Source organism: Legionella clemsonensis (assembly GCF_002240035.1).
Lineage (GTDB): Bacteria > Pseudomonadota > Gammaproteobacteria > Legionellales > Legionellaceae > Tatlockia > Tatlockia clemsonensis.
The window spans coordinates 1847282-1869379 of sequence record NZ_CP016397.1 but is presented as its reverse complement, the minus strand read 5'-3'; the positions used below and the strand labels follow the sequence as shown (position 1 = coordinate 1869379).

The window sequence follows — 22098 nt, the reverse complement described above, 5'->3', positions numbered from 1 at the left end:
CTCCAGTTTTACAAACTGATTTGGCAAGACAATGATTTGAGCTCGCCAAAAATTATTACTTACCTACGTGCGATTACTCTGTTGTAAATATGAGGATTGGAATGTCCTAAATTTTACAACGAGTAACCGCCGTATTACACTCATAAGCACTCCAGAGAGGCAAACAAACCTTTCTTTTCTCCGTAAAATTAAGATAAAAATACGGACCCATTATTTGGGCCTCGAACATAGTATTGACTTCAACTTTAATTTAGTGATTCGAGCTATGGCCTTTTGTAAGCAATTTATGGACGCGCTTAATTTGATTAATTTCATCGGTGATTCGGGAGAGCAAGTGCGTAACACCTTAATTATTCATACGTATAATGAGCTTAGCAAGGAGTTGATGCAAGTGCGTGCGCTCTTAGATGTTCCGATGCAAAAGTCGTCTAATAAGGGAGGGGTTAACGAGCAGTTACAAGAGATGCTAAATAGGCTTAGCATACAATGTTCTAACTTGGAAAAACAGGCTGCCGAGAAAAATATTAATTTAACCGTACCGCCAGTTACTGATGCGTCCTTTGTTAAAGATTTCGCTGTAAATTTCGGTACTATTAGGCATTTGTCCTATGCGCTTACTGATGCACCACAGGCGATCAAAAATTTACAAGTTAATTTATGTATTGAGCTCTTATTAAATTTAAAACCTAATGAACAAGAAAGTCAATTAGCAGATTGTTCGCTATTTGATATTCAAGGCATACTTCAGCATTTAGCTTTACTGGTAGAGCAATCGCCGCAAGCTTTACTGGATGAACGTTATCAAGGGTTAGCTCATAAGGGAATTTATGAGTTAGTACGGCGTACTTGTGAGTTGGTTAACTACTCTGAAACGGTCTCTTCCTCTCACCAATATCTAAGTTTGTTATCTTCATTAACCACTAAATTATCCGAACTTGGTTTGCTAACTAATAATCTAAGCGTATATCGAGGAGAATGTACCAAAACGCTCCTTACATTATTGGTGGAAGCAGAACAACGATTGCGAATTAATCTGACCCAGGATTGGATGGAAAAAGAAGTAAAAGAGGTTCTTATTCAACGAAAGCAGTTTTTAGAGCAGTTTAATGTAGGGCCGAGATCTTACCAAAATAATGTGTGGACTATAGAGGATAATTTGGCTTATGACTTATTTTGGGCCAGGGGAATTAATGAAGTTGAGTTATTAACTAAAGAAAAAGAGCGTGTAGCTGATCATGCCTTTCTTCAGCTAATTGAACGGCGTTACTTGAGCCAATTTGTGGCTGCTGAGGGACGGGATGAATCTATCAGAAAACGATTAATAGGTGCTTTGTCTGCTATTAAAACAGCAAGAAAGGTTGAGGGGAAGGAGGTATTTCCTATCGGTGATAATAAAAATCCAATTGTTGGGGAGGATCGATATAATGCGCTTATTATTATAAGGGATTGTTTGGAAGAAGAATTTAGTAAGCCGATAATTCACCAAAATGCTGATGGCCAGTTTTTAATTGGTTTTTTTTCTTTTGTGGATTCAAGTGAGATAACTGCAGAAAAATTATTGGACTATATTGCCAATACTAAGTTAGGAGGATTTGGTAGAGACCCCGTATCAGTAATTAGACCTTATGTTGATGAGCCTGGCTTGGTGGCATTGCTTGACTCGGTTAAGTATCAATTACTTACAGGATTTTCTTTAACTGATATTAAGGCGAAGGTAGTTGCAGAAACATTCTCCGAGCAGGAGCAACATGATTTTAATCGCGTTTTAGATGAGCTTAAAAAACGTAGTGTTGCGGCTGAAGTGGCAGAAAAAAGAGCAGTCTATATTAATGAGTTAAAATTAAGTAGCCACGATGAATTATTATTGCGCAAGTTATTAGAGTTACGTTATAGTCAATTTTATCTCGCAAAAACACTGCAGTTTTCAACAAGACTACAACAAGCTTTTTTCCATTTGGATGCTGGAGATTATACTAATGCATTGGCGGTAGAAGGCGTGGATGCTGATGTATTACTGGTCTATACACAATTAGCTTCTTTACCTAATATTTTCAGCGTAGAACAGTTAGGTACGCAAGGCTTAAACGATCCGCAGCGGAGTGGTGATGAGCTGGCGCAATTCCCTGTAAACGCTCTTGCAACTGCAGAGCTTGCTCAAAAACAACAATTATTGCAAACAATAATTAATCAATGCCGTAATAAAAATATTTGTTCGTTGGCTGCTTTTATGCGTGATAACGATGGCTTGGAGTTATTAAAGCTATTAAGCACTGTCCCCATGGCAGAAAATCATCAAGCACAAGTAATTGATATTTTAAACCAGCTTAATTCTGATGAAATAGAAACACTGTTTTTAGGTAATGCAGTTTCGAGGCCTAGTTTATTCCATAAATGTATTGTCGTGGGGCAGGAGGTTATTTTAGTCCATTTATTACAAAGAATGCGGGGACCTGCTTTTTTAGAGAGGATTGCCAAAGAGGGATTGCTTCATTATGCTGCTGAACACAAAATGGCAGGTGTATTTAAGGAGTTAATTAATACGCTGCGTCGTTCAGGAGTAGCTCAAGAAGATATTTTTTCGTTGATGATGAGGGTTTATGAAGCGCCGGGTGAGCATCAGACTCCCATTAGGTGGGCAAGTAATTGTTTTCACAGTGCTATTCGCAATAATGATAAAGAACAATTACACGCAGTTTTGCAATGCTTACCGCCAGGTAATAATTATGCTTTGATTCTTTATGACGCTCTTTATTTTTGTTCTGCCTTGGGTAACGAACAATTATTTAATCAAATTTTAACTAAATACAATCAACTTAATCCTCAAGCGGCTCTTGAGACAGAAACATTATTGAAAAAGCTTTTCCCCGTGGAATATAGTTCCTCTTATCATTGGTTTCGCCGTGATAAACACAGGAAAAATGGAATGGCTTGGCAAACATTAGAAGCGAATCTTGAGCTTGCAAATCTAGTGCTGCAAGGAGATATCTCGCCCTTATTAATGATGGTTTTAGAGCTTGATCCTCATTCTTTTGATGAGTCATTAGAGCAACAAATTGCTCGCTTGCAAGCTGATGTTAAAGAACTATTAGGAGTTTATGGGGAAGAGCTTGACGCGCTTCGAAAGGAGCTTAATACCGCGAATGCGACCTTAAAATCTACCCAGAGCCACTTAGCATCTACTCAAAAAATGCTTAATGCCATAAGCGGAGAGTTAAAAAATGAAAAAAACGGACAGGCCAAATTACAGACAGAAATAGCTCAAATACGAGAGGAGAAAGAACTGGAAATCCAGAAAGTGGAATTCCTACAGACGGAACGATTAACCATGCAAGCATTAATGCATGAGTTGCAAGAAAAAGATACCAACATCCAAGAAATGCAGAAAGAATTGGATAGTAAAAATGAAAAAATTGTATCGCTGTGCAGCCAATTAGATGAATGGCAAGGCCCAATGGAGCAACAGTCATTGGTGGAAATAGTCTTACTGCAAGCGAAAACCAATACTTATTTTGCTCATTTAAATGCCCAAAAATCAAAAACCACATTATTGAATGATAAAAAAATAGCGGTCTCTCAGCTAAAAAAAATTCTTGAGCAAATAGACGAATTACCGAGTAAACGCTTGCACCATTTTCAGGAAACATTACGTCAGAATGAAACAAAGCTTAAAGAACACCGTGATCCTTGTTGGCAACGATTTTTCCGTGACTGCTTCCGAATACTGGGGCTACTGATTTCAGGCGTTGCCTTTGCACGTATGGCTACGGGGGGGACTCCACAATTTTTCCATCCTAGTGAGGGGGAAAACTATGTGGAGCAAGCTAATGCAGTTATTAAACCATCTATTTAAGCACCGCTATACTCCACCTGAGGAAGGGTGGCCATAGCTCTTCAGGAAATACAAGCCAGGATGAATTTTATCCCGGAACGGTGTAGTAGTTGCCAATATGAAGAATTAAGAGGCGGTTTCTTTTAAAATCGACAGGGCAGGTTAATTTGAGCTAGGACAATTTGCGCAAATTAACAGCTCATGATCCTTAGTAAGGAAGAGCGCTTTGCATTCAATTTCTTGCTATCCAATCGCTTGCCGCTGACCGCTTACTATTTTCCACTTAATGATTCGTTTTTACTTTACAAGGAGTGCTTATGAGGTATCGTTTATTTCTTTCTATCGCCGCAGCCGGTGTGTGGGGAAGTACAGCCTTTGCCGGCACCATGGGGTGGTCTGTTATTCCCTCTAAAGACTGGACCTGGGTTGGTTCGATAGCCGCAGAGCCCGTTTGGGCAAGAGGCGGTGAGGCACAGACTTTTTTTCTGACCCCAGAAATTGAAAAGACTTATGCAGCCAGAAAATCCACTAATGTTCTGGCTTCTGGAGAGTTGTTTCTTTGTATACAAAAAATCATGGTCATCCCAAGGGTTGGGTCAACTGGGATTGGCAGCTGCTACTACTGGCAATGTCAAACTTCAGGGCTGTAATGCTTCAATATAGGTATGAACTTGGGTTAAGCGATCTTGTTTGAGGGAGGCCTCAAGACTACCTGCCCTTAATAGTCGAATATCAAATGTTAACGCGTCTTTATAAGCATTTAATACATTAAGCGCGCCACCATCAAAGAACTCTTTTAAGGTGGTAGTTGCTTTGCAGGTGTTATCGGTGCTGATTTCTTGACCACTAACAATTGGTACTAAGAGATGAACGCGATTGGTGGTTGGGTTTATATAGAGGTATCTCGGTGATATTGGTTCGCTCAATGGAATATGCATGACTTGCTCCTATCTATAATGTCTAATTTTGGTTTTTATTGAACCATAATGAGTAAACTATTGGATGGTAATTGTTGGTAAAAAATTACGGAGCTGCTTATTGAGGTATGGTTAGTGCTGTAATTAAGAGTGGTAAGAAACTAGTTAAAGTATGCTTGTAAGTGTGCATCCGTAAAAAACAAGCTTAAATACCGATTTAAAAAAATATCATTATGGCTAATATCTGTTCTAGTTGTGGTTTTATAGAGAGAATCATCATGAAAACAGAGATTAGCAATATTATTTACATCTGGGTTACTAATAACACTCCTTTTAATCCGAGCCATGATTATTGTCCAATCTTTAACTCAGATAACTATCCTTTTTTACAAAATGCGATTGCGCATAGTTCCGACTCACGGCGCGTGCATATTGTACAATGTAATCTTCATCAAAATACTGGCATCGACGATGCTTTTGTGAATTTGCAGTCTGATTGTGTCGCCAGGGGCTTAAACATTAAAATTCATAATTTGTTTAATTTAGCTAAGGACGATGTTCAGTTCTGCCAACTAATAAAGAGGAGGGCATTGCAATTTAGTCATATCATTGATTTAGCTAAAATATATATAGGGGCAAATCTTCATCAGTTAGGACTTGATGAGGCGGTTATCTCTGATTTTGATTGTGTTATTCCTGAACATTTAGAGGTTTCTTTTGAGCATTTTGATGTTTTACCCTTAATAGAAAAAGATTTGGATTGCATCAGGATTGACTATATGGGAGCTATTGATCATTATTTAGAAAACGGTTTTAGTGCTGTGAAAGGGGGAAAGAATACCACTTATCAAAATATGTTAAAGCGAGCGAAGGAGAAAGATTCTTCTTATTATAATTCATTTAAAGAGGATGCTGTTTATCGAATTTTCATAACCGAGATACTTCGTGCAATTGCTCCTGAAGAAAATAAAGCGTTAGATAGTGAAACTTTATTTAAAAAATATGCTCGACATTCGATGTTAGAGAATACGATTAAAACAGAATTATTCCAACTACAAGATCTTATTATCTATGATAGAGGAGGCAGCTGGCTACCTCATAAGAAATCTCCTAACAAGAGACCCATTTTAAAATCAGGAAGTTATCCCATTTTTCAACGAGAAATAAGAGAACTAAATCGGATGGTCTGCTTCCCGTCGGAGGGTGCTAAGCTAATTTTAAAAGTGAATTTTCTTTTGAAGAAAGGATTTGATATTAATCGGCCAATAGATTGGAATAATTCTTTACAGAAAGAAAGTAGTTTATTAGCAAATTTTTTGGCGCGATTTGATAACGATAAAGCGTCTTATTTTTTGGATAATTTTAAAAAACTGATAAATCTAGGGGCTGATGTGAATGACGATGTTTTATTCGTTCTTTTGCGTGCGGATAATCAATTTTTGTGCGAAGCCTTAGACCATCTAATTGAGAAAAAGCTATTTAAACCTGTCGACTTAAGAACACGAATGATAATCCATTCTGCACGTAGACATAGTGACTGGTTCTCTCCGGAGAAAGAAAAATCTAAAATTGAATGTATCAATAAATGGTATAGTCATCATGCACCTAAAGGAGGATTTATGGAGAGATTTGGAAGATTTTTTACACCAGAAAAACTAAAGCAGTCTGTTAATTCTCCTACCAAACAAGCGGAGTATGTAGTTGAACATAACAGAGGTTATATGAATTAGTTTTGACTTAATCTGACCCCATGACTCGAAAAGGTGAGAGTTTCCGGTTTTGATAGAAGTGCGAACTTTAATCAAACCAAGAGAAAAACTCTCATCATAGATAAAAACGTTAAAATCATTAAACATAAAGTTGGACTGTTAAATTTAGCAGAAGAACTGGGTAATGTATCAAAGCTTGTAAAGTAATGGGCATATCTCGAGATACTTTTTATCGCTATAAATCAGCCGTGGAGTGCGGCGGAGTTGAAGCATTATTGGATTAAATCCGCAGGAAGCCGAACCACAAGAATCGAGTAGAAGAGTCTATTGAACTTGCGGTAAAAGAGTATGCTATAGAATACCCTGCCCATGGCCAATAGCGCACAAGCAATGAACTACGTAAGAAAGGGATATTTGTTTCTGGGAGCGGTGTGCGTAGTGTCTGGCTTAGGCATAATTTAGCCAATTTCAAAAACTGATTAAAAGCAAATAAAGGTAGCATCAGAAGGTATTCTTCTTACAGAGTCACAAATAGCCGCTTTAGAGAGGAAGAAACACGACGATGAGGCCTGCGGCGAAATTGAAACAGCCCACCACAAACAATGGCATTTGCGAACGCTTCCATAAGACTATTTTGCAGGAGTTTTATCAAATTTCATTTCGTAAGAAAATCTATGATGACATTGAAGAATTGCAAAAAGATCTGGACGAATGGCTTCATTATTATGATAATGAGCGCACCCATCAAGGAAAAATGTGCTGTGGACGAACTCCGATGCAAACTTTGACAGATGGCAAACAAATCTGGATGGAAAAATTTATAAACTGAATTTGACCTGACAGACACTTCTAAAAAAACCGGCAACCGTCAGATCAAGTTTGAACTACTACATTTAAAGGATTCTGAGGCCATGTTTCCTCTAAGGATTGCATGAAAATTCGTCTGGCCTCTGTTCCGCTTCCGATTGAACGTCTATTTTAGCGTTTTCTTTTTTTCCCGGATAAAAGAAGGTTTCTTTATTGGCTGAGGCAATTTCTACATAAGAGTCTCTGTATTGCTTGGATATTGCATATCCTTCTTTAACATACAATCCTCCAAGTTCTAGCATTTCAATCCCCCAAGAGGTTTGTATATATATTTTACTGGGTTCTTTTTGAGTGTTTTTTGCAAAATTTTGCAATGTGTTTAAAAAATGCTCATCAATATCTATGGCCTCAATAACGGTCTTTTTGTAAAATAACCTACCAAAATCCTTGGATAGAAAGGTGGCATTAGCATACCGTTCACTAAAATCTTCTATAGTCATAGCATATTCATTATGTATATCTGTTCCTTCCGCATTTTTTAGTTGTATCCCTTTAATGTCAAACATCGCATCGACATTTCGCACTATGACCATATTGGGTAATAATGTAGTTTCAGTTTCAATTTCATAACCAGTTGGAGACTTTTCACTGGGAATATAAGTAATTAACTTTGTTTGAATTTCATCTTCACGAACATATCGTGCTAAAACGGGAGTTATCTTTCTATATTTCTTCGCTTTATTAAATAAAAGGCTGATTTCTTGATGCACATCTTGAGGATTAATAATAATCATTACAACTCCTTCTAATTGGTTACAGGAGGACCCTATTTCATTAATTATTTTTTTTGCCACATTATTGAGATTCTGTTGGTTTAAAGGTTTTCTTCTTTTTATTCCATTTAAGCTATTTGAACTATGGAAGTGGGCGGCATATTTTTTAAGTAATTTAAAGCTAATAGTATTTAAAGCGCCTACTTTATAATTGGGAGATTCATCTAATGCGCTACTAATCCAGTTCTCCTCGTCTAGTAAAAGAGCATTTATTTGGGCGCAGTTTGCAGCACGTATATCAGGTTTAATGTTTTTGTTATTATTCTCCTTCTCTAATAATTTAAACTGTTGATATGCTTCTGGAGTTAATGTATGCAAATAGATTTGGCAAATTTTAAATGACCATTGCTTTTGGCGGAGAATGGGTAATTCTACGTTCCAAAATATAGAATGGCAGTCGCTGACTCCGTCCAGGATAAAAACATGTGCGTTACTCGTTGTGCCATGTGCATATAAATCTGATATTGCACTCCAAATTAAGGTACTAAACATCAATTTTAAAATATCCTGTGTTTCTCCAGAAAACAGTACGTTCTGAATAATAGGAATAGCCTTATTCATCACATATCCAGCTGGTGTTTTTGAACAACAAATGCCAAAATTTTCTGCGCGTACTACCGCCTTTCCAGACCAAAACGCGGAGTTATTTTCAGGGGAAAAGGAATCTATAACATAGAATATATTTGCTAAGCATTGAGAAAGCCATGATACTATTTCTTCAATTTCGGAAGTCCAAGCTATCTTATTATTTGAGTTAATTCGAACGGTAGGAGCAATTTTTAATATTCTGGATTTAAATTCAAGCAATACTGCTATAAGCCCGGAAGCAAGATAATACTCCTCATTTTCATGAAGAGTTGCCTCGGGTTCTACAGATATTCTTTCGCGAAGAATATTTGCAATTTCTTTTTTTAGAACGCTTAACTCGCTGTCATCATCATCATTATTATTCATTACAGTCTTTCATTATGTTGATTATGTTATGTGCCAACTTTATGTTGTTTAGATTAAGTCAAACTATGCCTTGAGAGATTACTAAATGAGACCGTATTTAAATAAAAAATTTACGGATCTATGGGGAGGCAACTTAACTATTCTAGAATTTATTCGATAGCACAGGTTAATTTCATCTATCCGTAAAATAGAATTACCATCTGGTGTTTAATCAAACCAACATCTTGAAATCCTGCTTTTTCATAACATCGTTTGGCTCGAATATTATTAGGATCTGCTTCAGTAATGATTTTGTTAATTTTTGGATTAAAAGGAACTTAACAAAAGCTTTCATCATAAGTGTCCCCATAGCCTTGATTAAGATAGCTCTTCCCCAATAAATTGATCCGTTCCGATTGTATAATCATCCTCATCCGGCCACAATTGTCACCTACTTTACTTGCCCAATAATACTGAATAAATCCGATTGGTTTATCACCGAAATAGGCTATAAAAGGACAAATAGGTCCGCGGTTCGATTCCGCAACGGCATAATAAAATCAATGAGTTATGGAAATAGATTAAATTTAAAATCACTCTTTTTGAATGAAGTTTCAAATAGTGGTGTTTAATGAGCTTTTATTTAACTCCACTAAATTATTGGTTATCTATCCAATGGTGAATTTCATGAATGCTCTCATCAATAACAAAGAGTGCTTGTTGATACAATTTTTCAAATAAATCACGTTGTCCAGATTTCCAATAACGCTCGAGATATTGGCAAGCATATTTCATTCGTGTAGCACCAACGTACACAGCACCACTCTTGATCTTATGAGCTAATTTTTCCACCATAGAGAAGTCGTGGATAGCATAAGCCTTCTTCATTTTTTCTAGATCCTCTGGTACTTCTTTATTAATTATTGAAGTAAGTAATTCAGTTAACAATACTTTGTTATTCCCGCAGTTGATTAATGCTTGCTCGTCATCAAGTAATGCGTATTGTTCTAATTGAAATAATTCATCTTCTGTTGCTGGAAGATCATGTAACACAAGATCAGGAGTAGTTTCCTTTTTTTCCTGTTCTCTCGAAGAATCGCCTAATGAGAATCGTTCAATTAAACTGTGTATAAGTTCTAAATTTGCTGGTTTTGTAAAAACATCGTTCATACCAGAGGCTATGCATTCGTCATAGGCTATTTCACGAGCATGGCCAGTTAATCCAACAATAGGTTGCGGTGTTTTATTATTTTCTTTTTCCCATAGACGAGTTAGTGAGCAAAATTCAGTGCCTGAAATGCCCGGTAAACCAATGTCCGTTATAATTAGGTCAAACGATAGCGATTTGATTAAATCCAGTGCCTCTTCACCACTTGTAGCTGATTTATAGTTAAAACCTGCTTTTGTAGCTAGCGCCTCCAACACTTTTAGTGCTGCTACATTATCTTCTATCAATAAGCAAAGAGGAGAATTTGTGGAGGGTTGATTAGGATTGATAGTAAGTAAAGGAGGTTCGCCTTTTTTATCAGGAGGGTTAGCTATTTGACATTGTATTTCAAATTGAAAGGTACTGCCTTCGCCTTCTTTACTGGTTAGTGTTATCTGACCACCTAATAAGTTAACGTAGCTGCTCGCTATGTGTAATCCTAACCCATAACCTTTATAAATCCCTTTATAAGAAGGCGTGGAACGAAAAAAACGTTCGAATATTTTGCTGTGCCATTCTTTCGGGATCCCAATACCTGTGTCAGATACGGTAAACTGAACTTTAATCCTGTCATTATTGCGTTCAACACATTTTACTTGAACGGTTATATTCCCTGCCTGCGTAAATTTAATGGCATTACCTAATAAATTTAATAGAATGCGTTGAATTTTTTTACGGTCGCTTATAATGTTTCGGGGAACTGCTTCATCGATTTCTAAATGTAACCCTAACTTTTTAGCTGTGGCAGTCGGGAGCTCTAGTTTGATTAAATCATTGATGCTTTCGTACAAATCAAATGCTTCTTCTTGTACTTCTTCGTAATTAATGTTGCCTGCTTTTATATCATCAAGAATATCATTAAACATAGATAGTAGCTCTTCACCACTGTCGTGAATCATATGAGCTTCTGTTTTGTGTTCATTGTCATCTAAGGCGTCTTCTAAAATTTCTGCCATACCAATAACCCCTGAAATAGGTGTGCGCAGATCATGGCTCATGTTGGCAATAAATTCTGTTTTAGCGCGATCTGCAGCTTCAGCTGCCTCTTTGGCCAACTTTAAATCACTTTCCATTTGTTTTCTTTCGGTAATATCGGCTGAAATTCCTAACATACCTATAATTTTTCCATCACTGTCATGCAACGGTACTTTCTTGGATAAATAAATAAGTTTCGTGCCATCCGCTTGATAAAGTGGTTCTTCCAAACTTAATGAAATTCCATTCTCAATAACGGATTTATCGGATTTTCTATAAAAGTCAGCCGATTTTTTGTCATATAAATCAGCATAGGTTTTACCAACAATATCATGTCGTGATTGCAGATTAAGTAGCTTTGCCATGCTATTACTACAGCCAAGATAAATATAATCCTTATTCATCCAATACACACTGACTGGAATTTCAGAAATTATTGCTTCAAGGTATTGGTAATTGGTGTTACTGTAGTCCTTTATGTTCTTTTGAATTGGCGTTGCATAAGAGGTGTTCTCTCGAGGTGGAGCTATAGTCTCTTTCTCACCTTGTGTGGATGGTTCAATGATTAAGGCATAACAAATACACTTGTTTTTCTTTGTCTTTAGGATAATTTGTTTAAGATGAGATTTACTTGTTTGCTCTAAATCCTCCTTCGAGCAGAAATTAGTGAGCGAAGTTCCAACAAGAAGGTTCTTTTTAAGCCTTAATTTGTCTGTCAGAGCGTTATTTACATCAAGAATAATATACTCTTCCGATACTAAGAGAATGGGTTCTTGGGCCATTTGAAGAATCGTTGATAGTGCTTGTCCATCCACAGTAGTCATAAGACATAATTTCCATGAAGTAGATAAATATTCGTGAAAGAATTATTCTTATTCTATAGCATATTATGTATCGAGTTTAAAAATTCATTCAGTTTATCAGCCAAGACCTTAATATGAGGTTCAGAAAACATAGACTCATGATCACCTGGCACTAAATAACAGGTGATCTTTTCTTCCGAATAATTTTCCCACCAGTTTAAAGGTGCATCATAGTTAAATAAATCAGTCAGTGTTTCGGCTTTGAATAAAATCAGTTTTGACCTAATTCTAGGCAATTTATAGTGCATGAGCATTTTTTCGCGTTGCCATTGAAGTTCTAATAAATTTTCAGAATGCTTAATTTTATGGTTTAGATGATGTTCTAATATTCGTTTATTTTGTTCTTGCATGAGCACTTTAAAGTGCTCCTCATTTCTTTGTAGGGCAGGATATTCAGCCCAGCCATCTAATGATACAATTGCTAGTATTTTCTCATTCTTTTCTTGAAGTTGTTTGGCTATTTCAATAGCAACAGTGCTTCCAAAGGAAGCTCCTCCAACAAGATAGGGACCTTTAGGTTGAATTGTTTGTATTGCTTTTATGTAAGCATTTGCCATTTGTTCCAGCTCTTGAAAAAAGAATTCCTGATTCTCAAGACCTGGATCTTGTAAACCGTATAAGGGCACCTCTTCATGGAGATAATTGCCAAGGGATTTATACCAAAATATACTTCCTCCAATAGGATGAATCAAAAACAAAGGTGTTTGATTCCCTGATTCTTTAATTGGAATGATAATGCGTTCAGAAAGCGTTAATTCCCTATTACAATTCTTTTCAACTTGCAGTAATTGTTCTATTTCAATAGCCAGGGAATGAATGGTAGGAAAATCAAATAATTTTCTCATACTTAAGTGAATGGAAAATTTCTCCTTAATCTGCGAGATAATATTCATCGCAGCTAAGGAGTGACCACCCATTTCAAAGAAATCATCATAAATGCCTAAGTGGTCTATTTTTAAAACAGAACACCAAATTTCTTGTAGTACTTTCTCTAGCTCATTTTGAGGTGCTAGGTGTTCTTGAGCCAGGTAGAGTTGTTTCAGAGGGGTAGGGAGATGTTTTCTATCAAGTTTACCACTGGGTGTTGTTAATAGTTTTTCTACAACAAAAAAGCGCGTTGGGATCATATAATCAGGAAGTTCACTTTTTAAAAAAGAACGAATTTCGGTAGCTGTTAACTGCTCATTTTCAAGGAGAACGAGGTATGCAGATAAGGTCAGTGCGCCATTAGAGGCTGTTTCAGGTTTCACTAGACATTGATAAATACAAGGAATTTTATCAAGACAAGATTCAATTTCACTAATTTCAATTCTAAAACCACGAATTTTTATCTGACTATCTCGACGCTCATGGTATTCCAAAATCCCATTACTCTGCCATTTTACTAAATCACCCGTTTTATAAACCAATTCATCCTTTTGGGTACCAAATGGGTTGGGTAAGAACTTTTGTTGGGTGAGTGCTGCATTATTAAGATAGCCCTTTGCTAACCCATCACCAGAGATGTAAAGTTCGCCTAAAATTCCTGTGGGAACCAACTGCATTTTTTCATCTAAAACAAAGACTTTCGCATTAGAAATCGGTTTTCCAATACGACTGACAGGTAGGAGTGCATCGCTAGGTGAGCAGGTTTTAGTGAGTGAATCTATGGTTGCTTCAGTGGGGCCATAAAGGTTATGGAGTAAACAGCCAAACGTATTATGTTCAAAAAAGATATGTATGGTTTCTGGTAACAAGACTTCGCCACCACAAAAGACATGTCGTAGTGAGGTGCATTTCCGAAACCCTTCTGTCAACGTCATTTCACGAAGCATTGAAGGAACCAGCTGAAGTATACTCACTTTGTGTTTGATAATTAGAGTAATTAATTCCTTAGGGCTTGCATGCGCATCATCGGGTGCTAGAACTAATCTTCCGCCTACCAAAAGCGGCATAAAGAATTCCCATACGGAGGCATCAAACGAAAAGGGGGTTTTTTGTAAAAAAACATCTTGTTCATTAAAATCATAAGCATTTTTCATCCATACCATATGATTGCAGGCAGCTTTGTGTGGAATCGATACGCCTTTTGGCGTGCCTGTCGTTCCTGAGGTATAAATTACATAAGCTAAATCAGAAGATGTAGTCGAAATGAGTGGCGTAGTCGAGGCGTACTCTTCATTTGTTAAAATCTTTTCAACATCGATGATTAATCCTTTGTAGTCATGAATGTGTTTAGAAACGGAAGACTCATGAGTGAGTAGAATTTTTGATTGGCTGTTTTCCAGCATGTAATTAATTCGTTTATCAGGATAATGAGGATCTAAGGGCAGATAAGCTGCTCCTGATTTTAAAACTCCAAGAATACTAATTAACATATTCATGCTTCGATGGAGATAAATTCCAATGATGTCATTAGATTTGATTGCATTAGAAATCAAGCAATGGGCTATTTGATTGGATTTTTTGTTTAATTCTTCATAAGTAATCGTCTCCCCATTAAAAATAGCCGCTATAGCATGAGGCGTTTTAGCCACTTGCGCTTCAATGTATTGGTGCAATAATTTGCTGGTATCGTAGGGACGTTTGGTATCATTCCACACCTTTAAAAGGCAATTTTCTTCATTGTTACTAAGGAACGATAATTCAAAAAGCTTTTTATCAGGATGCTTCAGTGCATCTTTTAACAAATTACAAAGATGCTGTTCCATGTTATTAAAAAAAGCATACGACTCTTCATGGACTTTATAATTGGTATTATTATGAATAATAATCCAGGAGGCATCTTCTGAGAGGTAGAAATTTAATTTTTTATTAGAAATAAGGGTAGGGCGGTTTATTGATTCAAAAAATGAAATGCTGATATCTAATTCATTAGTCAAGCCGTTTAATTCTGGATAACGACTAAAAATGTCTCTACAGTGAGTTCCATGTGATATAAGTCGTTCGTTTTCCTTCTCAATAAAGGATAAAACATCACTAAAAACCATCTCAGACGTCAAATGTGAGGTTAAAGGAAGATAGTTTTCAAGGATTTTACCTAAAAAGCCAACCTTTGTTTTGAGTGAGGAAGGGCTATAGATGCAAGAAAAATTTACATAATTATTGAGGCGATATAAATAAGTTAAAAGAAGTGCAAAAATAAAATGTTTCGCTTGTGAATTTTTCTCTTGGGAATACAACATTACTTTTTTTTGTAACTCTTCAGGTATTTTTATCCTTTTGTGTGTTTGGCACGACAATGAATGTTCATCATCTAATTTTATGAGGTGGGATAAAAATGAAACACCGCCATGAATATATTTTAAATATTCTTTCACCCAGAATTGCTCATGTTTAGGGTAAGTTACAGCAGGGTGTTCCATTAATTTTTGAATATAATCTGGATCAATTTCAGGAAATTTTTGACCCACAGTAAGCTTATGTGAGTCAATCAATCGGTCAATAGAAACTACTTCACCAGCAAGACTCATCAATTCATAAAGAACGATGTCAGTGGTTTGTGTGGTGATTTGTATATCAGTTGACGACGTGTGGACTATTGTTCCTGGCGCTTCTCCTGAAGATATACCTAATTTTCGATAGGAGTTAATGATATATATTTCATCATCGAGCATTATTTTAGGGGTAACCAGTTCATTTTTATAATGCCCAAACGTAAGAGCCCTGCACAACCTGTCAATCTCATCGGATGATTTATTCCATGAAATAAAACCAAAACCGTCAGGCTTATGCCTCAATCCATAGTAAGATCTCGAAGATAAATTTTGTTTAATCAGGTTTACTGTGTTTAGACTTAGTTCGTCTATAAGCTCCTCAAATGCTCGTACTGCATGTTCATAGCATTTTAAATTTAAACTGAGCGCTGTCTCATCTTCTTCTATTGAAAAATAGGGTTGTTTTAAAATATCCCCCGCATCGACTTTCTCATTCATGATGTGCCAACTAATCGCATGTTCTTTTTCATTGTTAAGAATTGCCCAGGATGTAGCATATAAACCTGCATATTTAGGCAAAGGGCTGTTATGGTAATTGATAGCGTAAAAACGTGGATAGCAAAGAATGGAATTCGGAAGAATGTAGCCGTTGGCAATGCTAAATAAGAAATCACATGGGTTATGCATATGATTTTCTGCAAATTCTTTTAAATTTTTGATGTAAGGTATGGCATTGGTTTGACACCATTTTTGGATAATTTTTGATGAAGATATCAAACCTAATAATTGATGATTTTTTGCTAAGATCATCGAAGCACATTGTAGGGTTATATTATCATCTCCTATGAGATAACAACTAAATGCCTTTTTAGCTTGCACAATTTTTCGCCTTCTCAATTGTTATTATCAGGTACACATTCATCATTTATCTTTCTGATTTTTAGTGCTTTCTTAAGTCTTCAAGTTTTTGAATTTTATTCATTGGAAGTTTCACTTTGACGTCATTATTATAGCATGAAGCAATAAATTAAATCATTTAGACTAAATTAGAGAGCAAGCGTATTTAAATCGTGCATTTTTAAGTTGTTGGTCGAATTCGAATGCCACAAGACCAGAAAGAACGAATGCAGGCTGACTACATGCTGCGCCAGATACTTATCAACAAACGTTCACATGCACAATGAAATTTAGAGAAAATTGTCCTTTGACCGCAGCTATAGAAACGAGCGAGAATAAAATCTATTTACCGAAAGGTATGATCATTCATGCTTGTCCCATCTCATCTCAGTGTGGGGTAATGGTGTATGGTGAAATGTTAACGTTCCCAACTCCCACTCAAACTCCGTATGGTGTTATTATTAGCTATGAACTAGAGATACCGAGTAATACCTTACGAAGAGTTTTAGCGTTATCCCTTACGCATTACATTCCCCTAACATAAAATAAAGACATTTTCGGTCAAGATATCCATATAAGTGTCACATTTTACCTTGTAAAACGAATTTGGTTAAAATTTGTCGGAAGGCAGGTTTTTTACCGACTGTTTCAGCGCGGGCATTAATTAGCAGTGCATTTTCCTTTCTTTGGCATACCAAGGCACAATACCCAGCACGGCTTCTAGTCCTTCACCAGTATTCATAAGACAAAGGTGGTTTCAGTTGGGGCTGCGTTAAAACTATTGGGTAATGGCTCAATCTGATGAATACCAAACTGCTCTTTAATGGTTTCGTAATCGGTATCGATGGTGAAGCGACCGCACATGTAACATCCTTTGAGTGGAATTTGAACTATTCTTACAAAGTACCTTATTTGTTATAGGACAAAATTATGAAAAAGTCTTCTTCCAGTACTTCAAAAAAAATATACTAAACCAAAAGTTAGAAAGGAGTATTTAAAAAATATTTCTGGAGGTAGAGGAGTTTTTATTCCCGACGATTTACCGGATCCTGATGAGATTCGTCGTATAATTGATGAGCGTTTCAAACGTTAATGGCATGAATTATTTTAAATAAGCTTTTGAAAGTTTCGACCACCTTGTGGTGTAATGAGGTGACTTTGAACGCATAGTTTATGTTTTTTAAGGTGATGGGCATTGGGAGCCTATTAAGTTGGCGTGTTTGAAGCTTCCATTCTTTCTATAATTTTTTTCCCCAAATAGTTCCATCATATCTCTTATTTTAGCCTTTAAGTGTCATTATAGAGTACCAATAATGGCATGACCTTATAGAACAGAATGTAAAAAATATTGGTGATTGAGGTTGAACAAAAAATTATTGGTTTTTGCGAGCATTTGTGCTTTTCGTGATTCTAAAGCTAATCATTAGAAGGGGAGGTCAGAATATAGCAAATATAGGGGTCACAACAAATAAATATAGAAATATAGGGAAATATAGGGGTCAGATCTTGTCTTTTGCCATCAAGGATTTTTCCAAACAAAGGCAAGATCTGACCCTATACCATTGGCGTAAAGCGACTCGTTATTTTTAAATCTCGATAAAGCTTAAATTAATTTTGTTAATTTAGAACGCAGTGAGTGCCAAACCAAAATGTATATTTTTTGATCAATTTAGCTATAATTATTTCTAAGTTGTCAACTATCAGTGTAATCAATATGTCAGATAAAAAGCCTTATGTGAAGCAGATGGAAGAGCTATTTAACCGCTACCGACATACTCGCACAAAAGAAAGAAAAGGCATCATTGATTATCTACTAACCCAACCTGCCCCGACTGAGAAGACCATTCTGTTAAACCATAATGATTATCTGGGACTGGCCTGCCATCCTAAAGTTATAGAGGCCCAGATAAATTCACTCAGTAAGGAGAAAAATAAGATTATGATGTCTGGCGTTTTTCTAAGCGCAGGAAGTTATCAATTTGACATGGAGCAAAAGCTGGCTAACTACCTTGGAAAAGAGAAAGGATGTATATTTCAGTCGGGGCTTTGCGCCAATATTAGTGTTACTGAGGCAATTACCGATGCTAATATACCTGTCTACATTGATCAAAGAGCCCATGCTTCGTTATGGTTTGGTTTGCGCTTCACTAGAGCAAAAATAATTCCTTTTCGCCATAATGATGTAGATGATCTTGAAAATAAAATTTTTAAATACGGGGCTGGGCCTATTTTTATTGACTCGGTTTACAGTGCCCAGGGAACTATGGCCCCTCTTGTCCAGATAGTCCAAATAAAAAAAGCACATCATTGTTTTTTGGTAGTAGATGAGTCCCACAGTCTGGGATTATTCGGAAATAAAGGCTCAGGGTTAGTAGCACAATTAAATCTTACATCGGAAGTGGATTGTATTACGGCAAGCTTATCAAAATCTTTTTGTACTCGTGCGGGGTTGGTGTGCGGAAGCGATGATTTTATTCTTTTCATGAAAGAAAAATCAACGTCAATGATTTTTAGCTCTGCCGTTCCTAATTACGATATTGCCAGAATGGAAGCGATGCTGCACATCCTGACGGCAGAAGAAGGTGATGCATTGAGAGCCCGACTGTACTTATTAAGCGCGAAATTAAGGCAATGCTTGATTGAGGAGAAATACAGACTATATACGGAGGATAACCGCTCCCCTATTGTTAGTATTTTTTGCGGGGAAGAAAAAGATTGTCGTTGCTTACGGCTTGCTTTTGATAGCAAAAATATTTATCTTTCTCCTTTTTTTCAACCCGCTACCCCTCCCAAAGAAACCCTACTACGAATGACGGTTAATAGCGGTATCTCCACGATGCAACTTGAATATATTGCTGAAACAGTGCGACATATAAAAAAGATTTTCTTACTGCAAAAAATGGCGCATCCCGCTTTTGAATTTTAAACCTTCATAATTCACTCTAAACAGTGAGATTTGTGAAAATTAGACCCACTAAGATTATGAAATATTATTAAATGAACAAGTATGGTAGTTAGTATTCATGCCATCATAGGAAAATAGTGATGAAGATAGAACAAATTCCTCTAAAAGTAAGATGCCATGGTCAAGATAATCAGCTCGTGATCCATTTCTCTTATCTCAAGCATTAGAGGCTTGTTCTTTTATACATTTATCTGTTTGTGCAAATTCCTTAATTATAAGGCGTGTAGCTGATGCGATAACATTGTCACGGGGAGTTGTAGCTTTTTCGTTATGTACAGAATATATTGTGACAACGATAGGGGCACAACTTGGCGGCCAAATTATTCCAATATCATTGGATATACCGTAGCCATTGCCAGAGCCTGTTTTATCAGCAACAATCCATCTTTTGGGAACGCCAGCACGGATTCGAGCATCTCCGGTAGTATTGTTTTTCATCCAAGTAACTAATTGCTCTCGTTGGGGTAATGCTAAAGTATTTCCAAGTGTTAATTTTTGTAAGCTCTTTTCCATAGCGATAGGTGTTGAGGTATCAAGTAAGTTGTTAGGATTTGAGTTTAATTCAGGTTCCCAGTTATCCACTCGGAATGTACTATCCTTAATAGAGCGAGCAAAAGCGGTAACAGCGTTAGGTCCGCCCAGCTTTTTCACTATTAGATTTGTTGCAGTATTGTCACTGTACATTATTGCTGCAGAACATAGCTCAGAGATTGTCATTCCACTGGCAAGATGCTTTTCTGTAATGGGCGACCAAAACACCAAATCTTTTTTAGTATAAGTCATTTTCTGTTGAAGCAAGTGTTTATCTGTCATGCTTTGCTTTAGGATGGCGGAAACAGCCATCACCTTGAAAGTACTTTGTATTGGAAAACGTTCATCAGCTCGATATTGAATGTGTTGGTTATTTGCCGTATTTATTGCGAAGACACCAATCCGTCCATTCATAGAGGCCTCAAGCACTTCGAATTTTTTCTCTATAGGTATCAATTGAGTGGGTTCGGTATTGGCAAAGGCAGGAATAAAAGTACTAATAAAAATAATTGTAAGGGTAATCAGTAAGAATAAGCGTTTACGCGGAAAAAAATTCATATTATTGACCTTTTTAAAACCAGCATTCTAATCGGCATGAAAGATAATCAAATTTATTTTTTAGTGAATGAACATTAAAAACTTTCGATTATTTGCGGTTGTCATGGCAGAATTCTTCATGCGGCTTTGCTGCATTCTGATGACAAGATGTAAAATAGGCAGAGAGTTTAACACACGATCCTGAAAGCGGCATAGTCGCTTCAGGATCTTTTCGTTCAATAGCGGATTTTATCTGCTGGGGATCCTTCGCTTTACTCAGGATGACGGTAATTTGTGCAAGACAATCGTGTAAAATTAATTCAAAAGGGTATTCTCTTGCCTGTCAGTAATGATGTTAAGCTTTACCTAAAGAAATTTCTGAAACGATTTTCAAACTCATCAACTTCCAAATTTGGCTTGGGGGCAGTAGAAATTATATTATTTTTAGGTGTAGTCTCTATAACTTCATCAAAATTTTTACCAATATATTTTCCTAATTTGACAGCTTTTGGATCTTCTTCGGGGAGAGAAGCTCGATCTTTTATATATATCGATTTAGTAAGCCCTCGCTCTTCATCGTCATTGAGAAATGATTTTAATCCTTTTATAGTAATTTTTTCATTGGTCACAGTATCATAGCTTTCCAAGTCAGCTATATGAGCAGCACCACCTAAAAAAATTTTAACAGAATTAGAATCTTTCAAAGAGGTGTTAGTAAATGTCTTCTCAAAGGATTCATTACCCTCTTTTATCCGTTGGAGCTCCCCTTTTCTAATTGCTGAGCTACCTTTAGTTTCTGCTCCCACAATTAAAATTCCATTTTCGATAGCCACTTTTGCAAGCTCTGAATAAAGGTTCAATTCTAAATTTTTAGCATCAAAAAATGGAAATTTGTCGAATATTTTTCTTAACTCAGGAGTGAATTCTTTTTTTTTAATGGCCTCTTTTAAAAGCACGTTGTGGTCATATGATAAGTGTTCTAAAACTAAAACAATTGAACGTAATTTATTGTCTTTTGCTTTCGATAGGGTAGTAATAAGTTCTATCAGAATCTCTTTTGGGGAATGATGAAGATGATCTTCTGCAATCAAAATGTTCTCAACATGATCATCTTTAATATAATCAAATAGAATTTCTTGGGCGTCCTTCATTGCAGCTAAATCAAATATTAACTTATGGCTAAACATAGCACAATTAATTATCTAATTGTACAAATTTAATTTAATTCAATTAAGTGTAAAAACGGGTCGTCCTGCAAAAGAAGATAATACTTCAAATGGGAATATCCAGGGGAAACAAATAAGAACAGCTGGGTGAAGGTATTGACAGCGACAATTTTTTTTTCAAATGGAACCCTGTTGCGGCTAATGTGTCAGAATTACGTCGAAGAGATTCATTTTTTATGACGTTTCTGAGTGCCTAATCCACTTTTATGAGGAACAGCAGGTTGATTCCAACCTTTTTTTTCTCCCTTTGACCAACCATAAGGTGTTTTTTCAATTAATCCCTTTGGCATTCCCTGTTTTTGTAATCCGGGGGGCATATTTGCGCCAGCAGCTGGTACCTTCGCTGCAGAGAATTGTCGATGGCTTGAGTGATCGGCCAATAAAATATGTGAGTTAACAAAAAAACCGATAACAACCCCCAAAAAAATGGTCTTTCTTTTCATCTTTTCCTCC

The 22098-nt window shown here is 36.5% G+C and carries 12 protein-coding genes and 1 pseudogene; 5 read left to right on the top strand and 8 right to left on the bottom strand.

Features of this window, described 5'->3' with window-relative positions; translation table 11 throughout:
• Positions 1–286: 286 nt before the first annotated feature.
• Both clem_RS08035 and clem_RS08030 read left to right on the top strand, forming a co-directional pair.
• The gene (locus clem_RS08035; protein WP_232505438.1) at positions 287–3850 is read left to right on the top strand and encodes a hypothetical protein; all 3564 of its coding nucleotides are present in this window, start codon (positions 287–289) and stop codon (positions 3848–3850) included.
• 296 nt (positions 3851–4146) lie between these two features.
• The gene (locus clem_RS08030; RefSeq protein WP_232505437.1) at positions 4147–4479 is read left to right on the top strand and encodes a hypothetical protein; all 333 of its coding nucleotides are present in this window, start codon (positions 4147–4149) and stop codon (positions 4477–4479) included.
• Here the strand turns inward: clem_RS08030 and clem_RS08025 are convergent.
• Complete coding sequence (locus tag clem_RS08025; protein WP_094091160.1) at positions 4468–4767, bottom strand: hypothetical protein; 300 nt, start codon at positions 4765–4767, stop codon at positions 4468–4470. The two genes, clem_RS08030 and clem_RS08025, sit on opposite strands and share 12 nt — an antisense overlap.
• A gap of 512 nt (positions 4768–5279) precedes the next feature.
• On the opposite strand from clem_RS08025, the gene clem_RS08020 reads away from it, so the two are divergent.
• A complete protein-coding gene (locus clem_RS08020) occupies positions 5280–6476 on the top strand; it encodes a hypothetical protein (protein ID WP_157698208.1) in 1197 nt (398 codons plus the stop codon).
• A 93-nt stretch (positions 6477–6569) separates the two neighbouring features.
• Positions 6570–7284: pseudogene (locus clem_RS08015) on the top strand (helix-turn-helix domain-containing protein).
• A 91-nt stretch (positions 7285–7375) separates the two neighbouring features.
• Here clem_RS08015 and clem_RS08010 read toward each other — a convergent pair.
• From clem_RS08010 to clem_RS15100, 4 genes are all read right to left on the bottom strand, one after another.
• Positions 7376–9049, bottom strand: a complete 1674-nt coding sequence (locus clem_RS08010) for a hypothetical protein (protein ID WP_094091158.1) — start codon at positions 9047–9049, stop codon at positions 7376–7378.
• A 636-nt stretch (positions 9050–9685) separates the two neighbouring features.
• Positions 9686–12034 carry an ATP-binding protein gene (locus clem_RS08005; RefSeq protein ID WP_094091157.1) on the bottom strand — a complete coding sequence of 783 codons (2349 nt, stop codon included), beginning with the start codon at positions 12032–12034 and terminating at the stop codon, positions 9686–9688.
• 53 nt (positions 12035–12087) lie between these two features.
• Positions 12088–16299, bottom strand: coding sequence for an amino acid adenylation domain-containing protein (locus tag clem_RS08000; protein WP_094091156.1), 4212 nt, complete (start codon positions 16297–16299; stop codon positions 12088–12090).
• Between the two features lie 825 nt (positions 16300–17124).
• On the bottom strand, positions 17125–17250 hold the full coding sequence (locus clem_RS15100; RefSeq protein WP_232505436.1) for an SOS response-associated peptidase: 126 nt from the start codon (positions 17248–17250) through the stop codon (positions 17125–17127).
• An 850-nt stretch (positions 17251–18100) separates the two neighbouring features.
• On the opposite strand from clem_RS15100, the gene clem_RS07995 reads away from it, so the two are divergent.
• Positions 18101–19312: an aminotransferase class I/II-fold pyridoxal phosphate-dependent enzyme gene (locus clem_RS07995; protein ID WP_094091155.1), complete on the top strand. Its 1212-nt coding sequence runs from the start codon at positions 18101–18103 to the stop codon at positions 19310–19312.
• A 195-nt stretch (positions 19313–19507) separates the two neighbouring features.
• On the opposite strand, the gene bla is transcribed toward clem_RS07995, so the two are convergent.
• The 3 genes from bla to clem_RS07980 form a co-directional block, all read right to left on the bottom strand.
• Positions 19508–20440, bottom strand: coding sequence for a class A beta-lactamase (bla, locus tag clem_RS07990; RefSeq protein WP_094091154.1), 933 nt, complete (start codon positions 20438–20440; stop codon positions 19508–19510).
• Positions 20441–20781: 341 nt separating this feature from the next.
• Complete coding sequence (locus tag clem_RS07985; protein ID WP_094091153.1) at positions 20782–21606, bottom strand: hypothetical protein; 825 nt, start codon at positions 21604–21606, stop codon at positions 20782–20784.
• Positions 21607–21812: 206 nt separating this feature from the next.
• A complete protein-coding gene (locus tag clem_RS07980) occupies positions 21813–22088 on the bottom strand; it encodes a hypothetical protein (protein WP_094091152.1) in 276 nt (91 codons plus the stop codon).
• Positions 22089–22098 lie beyond the last annotated feature (10 nt).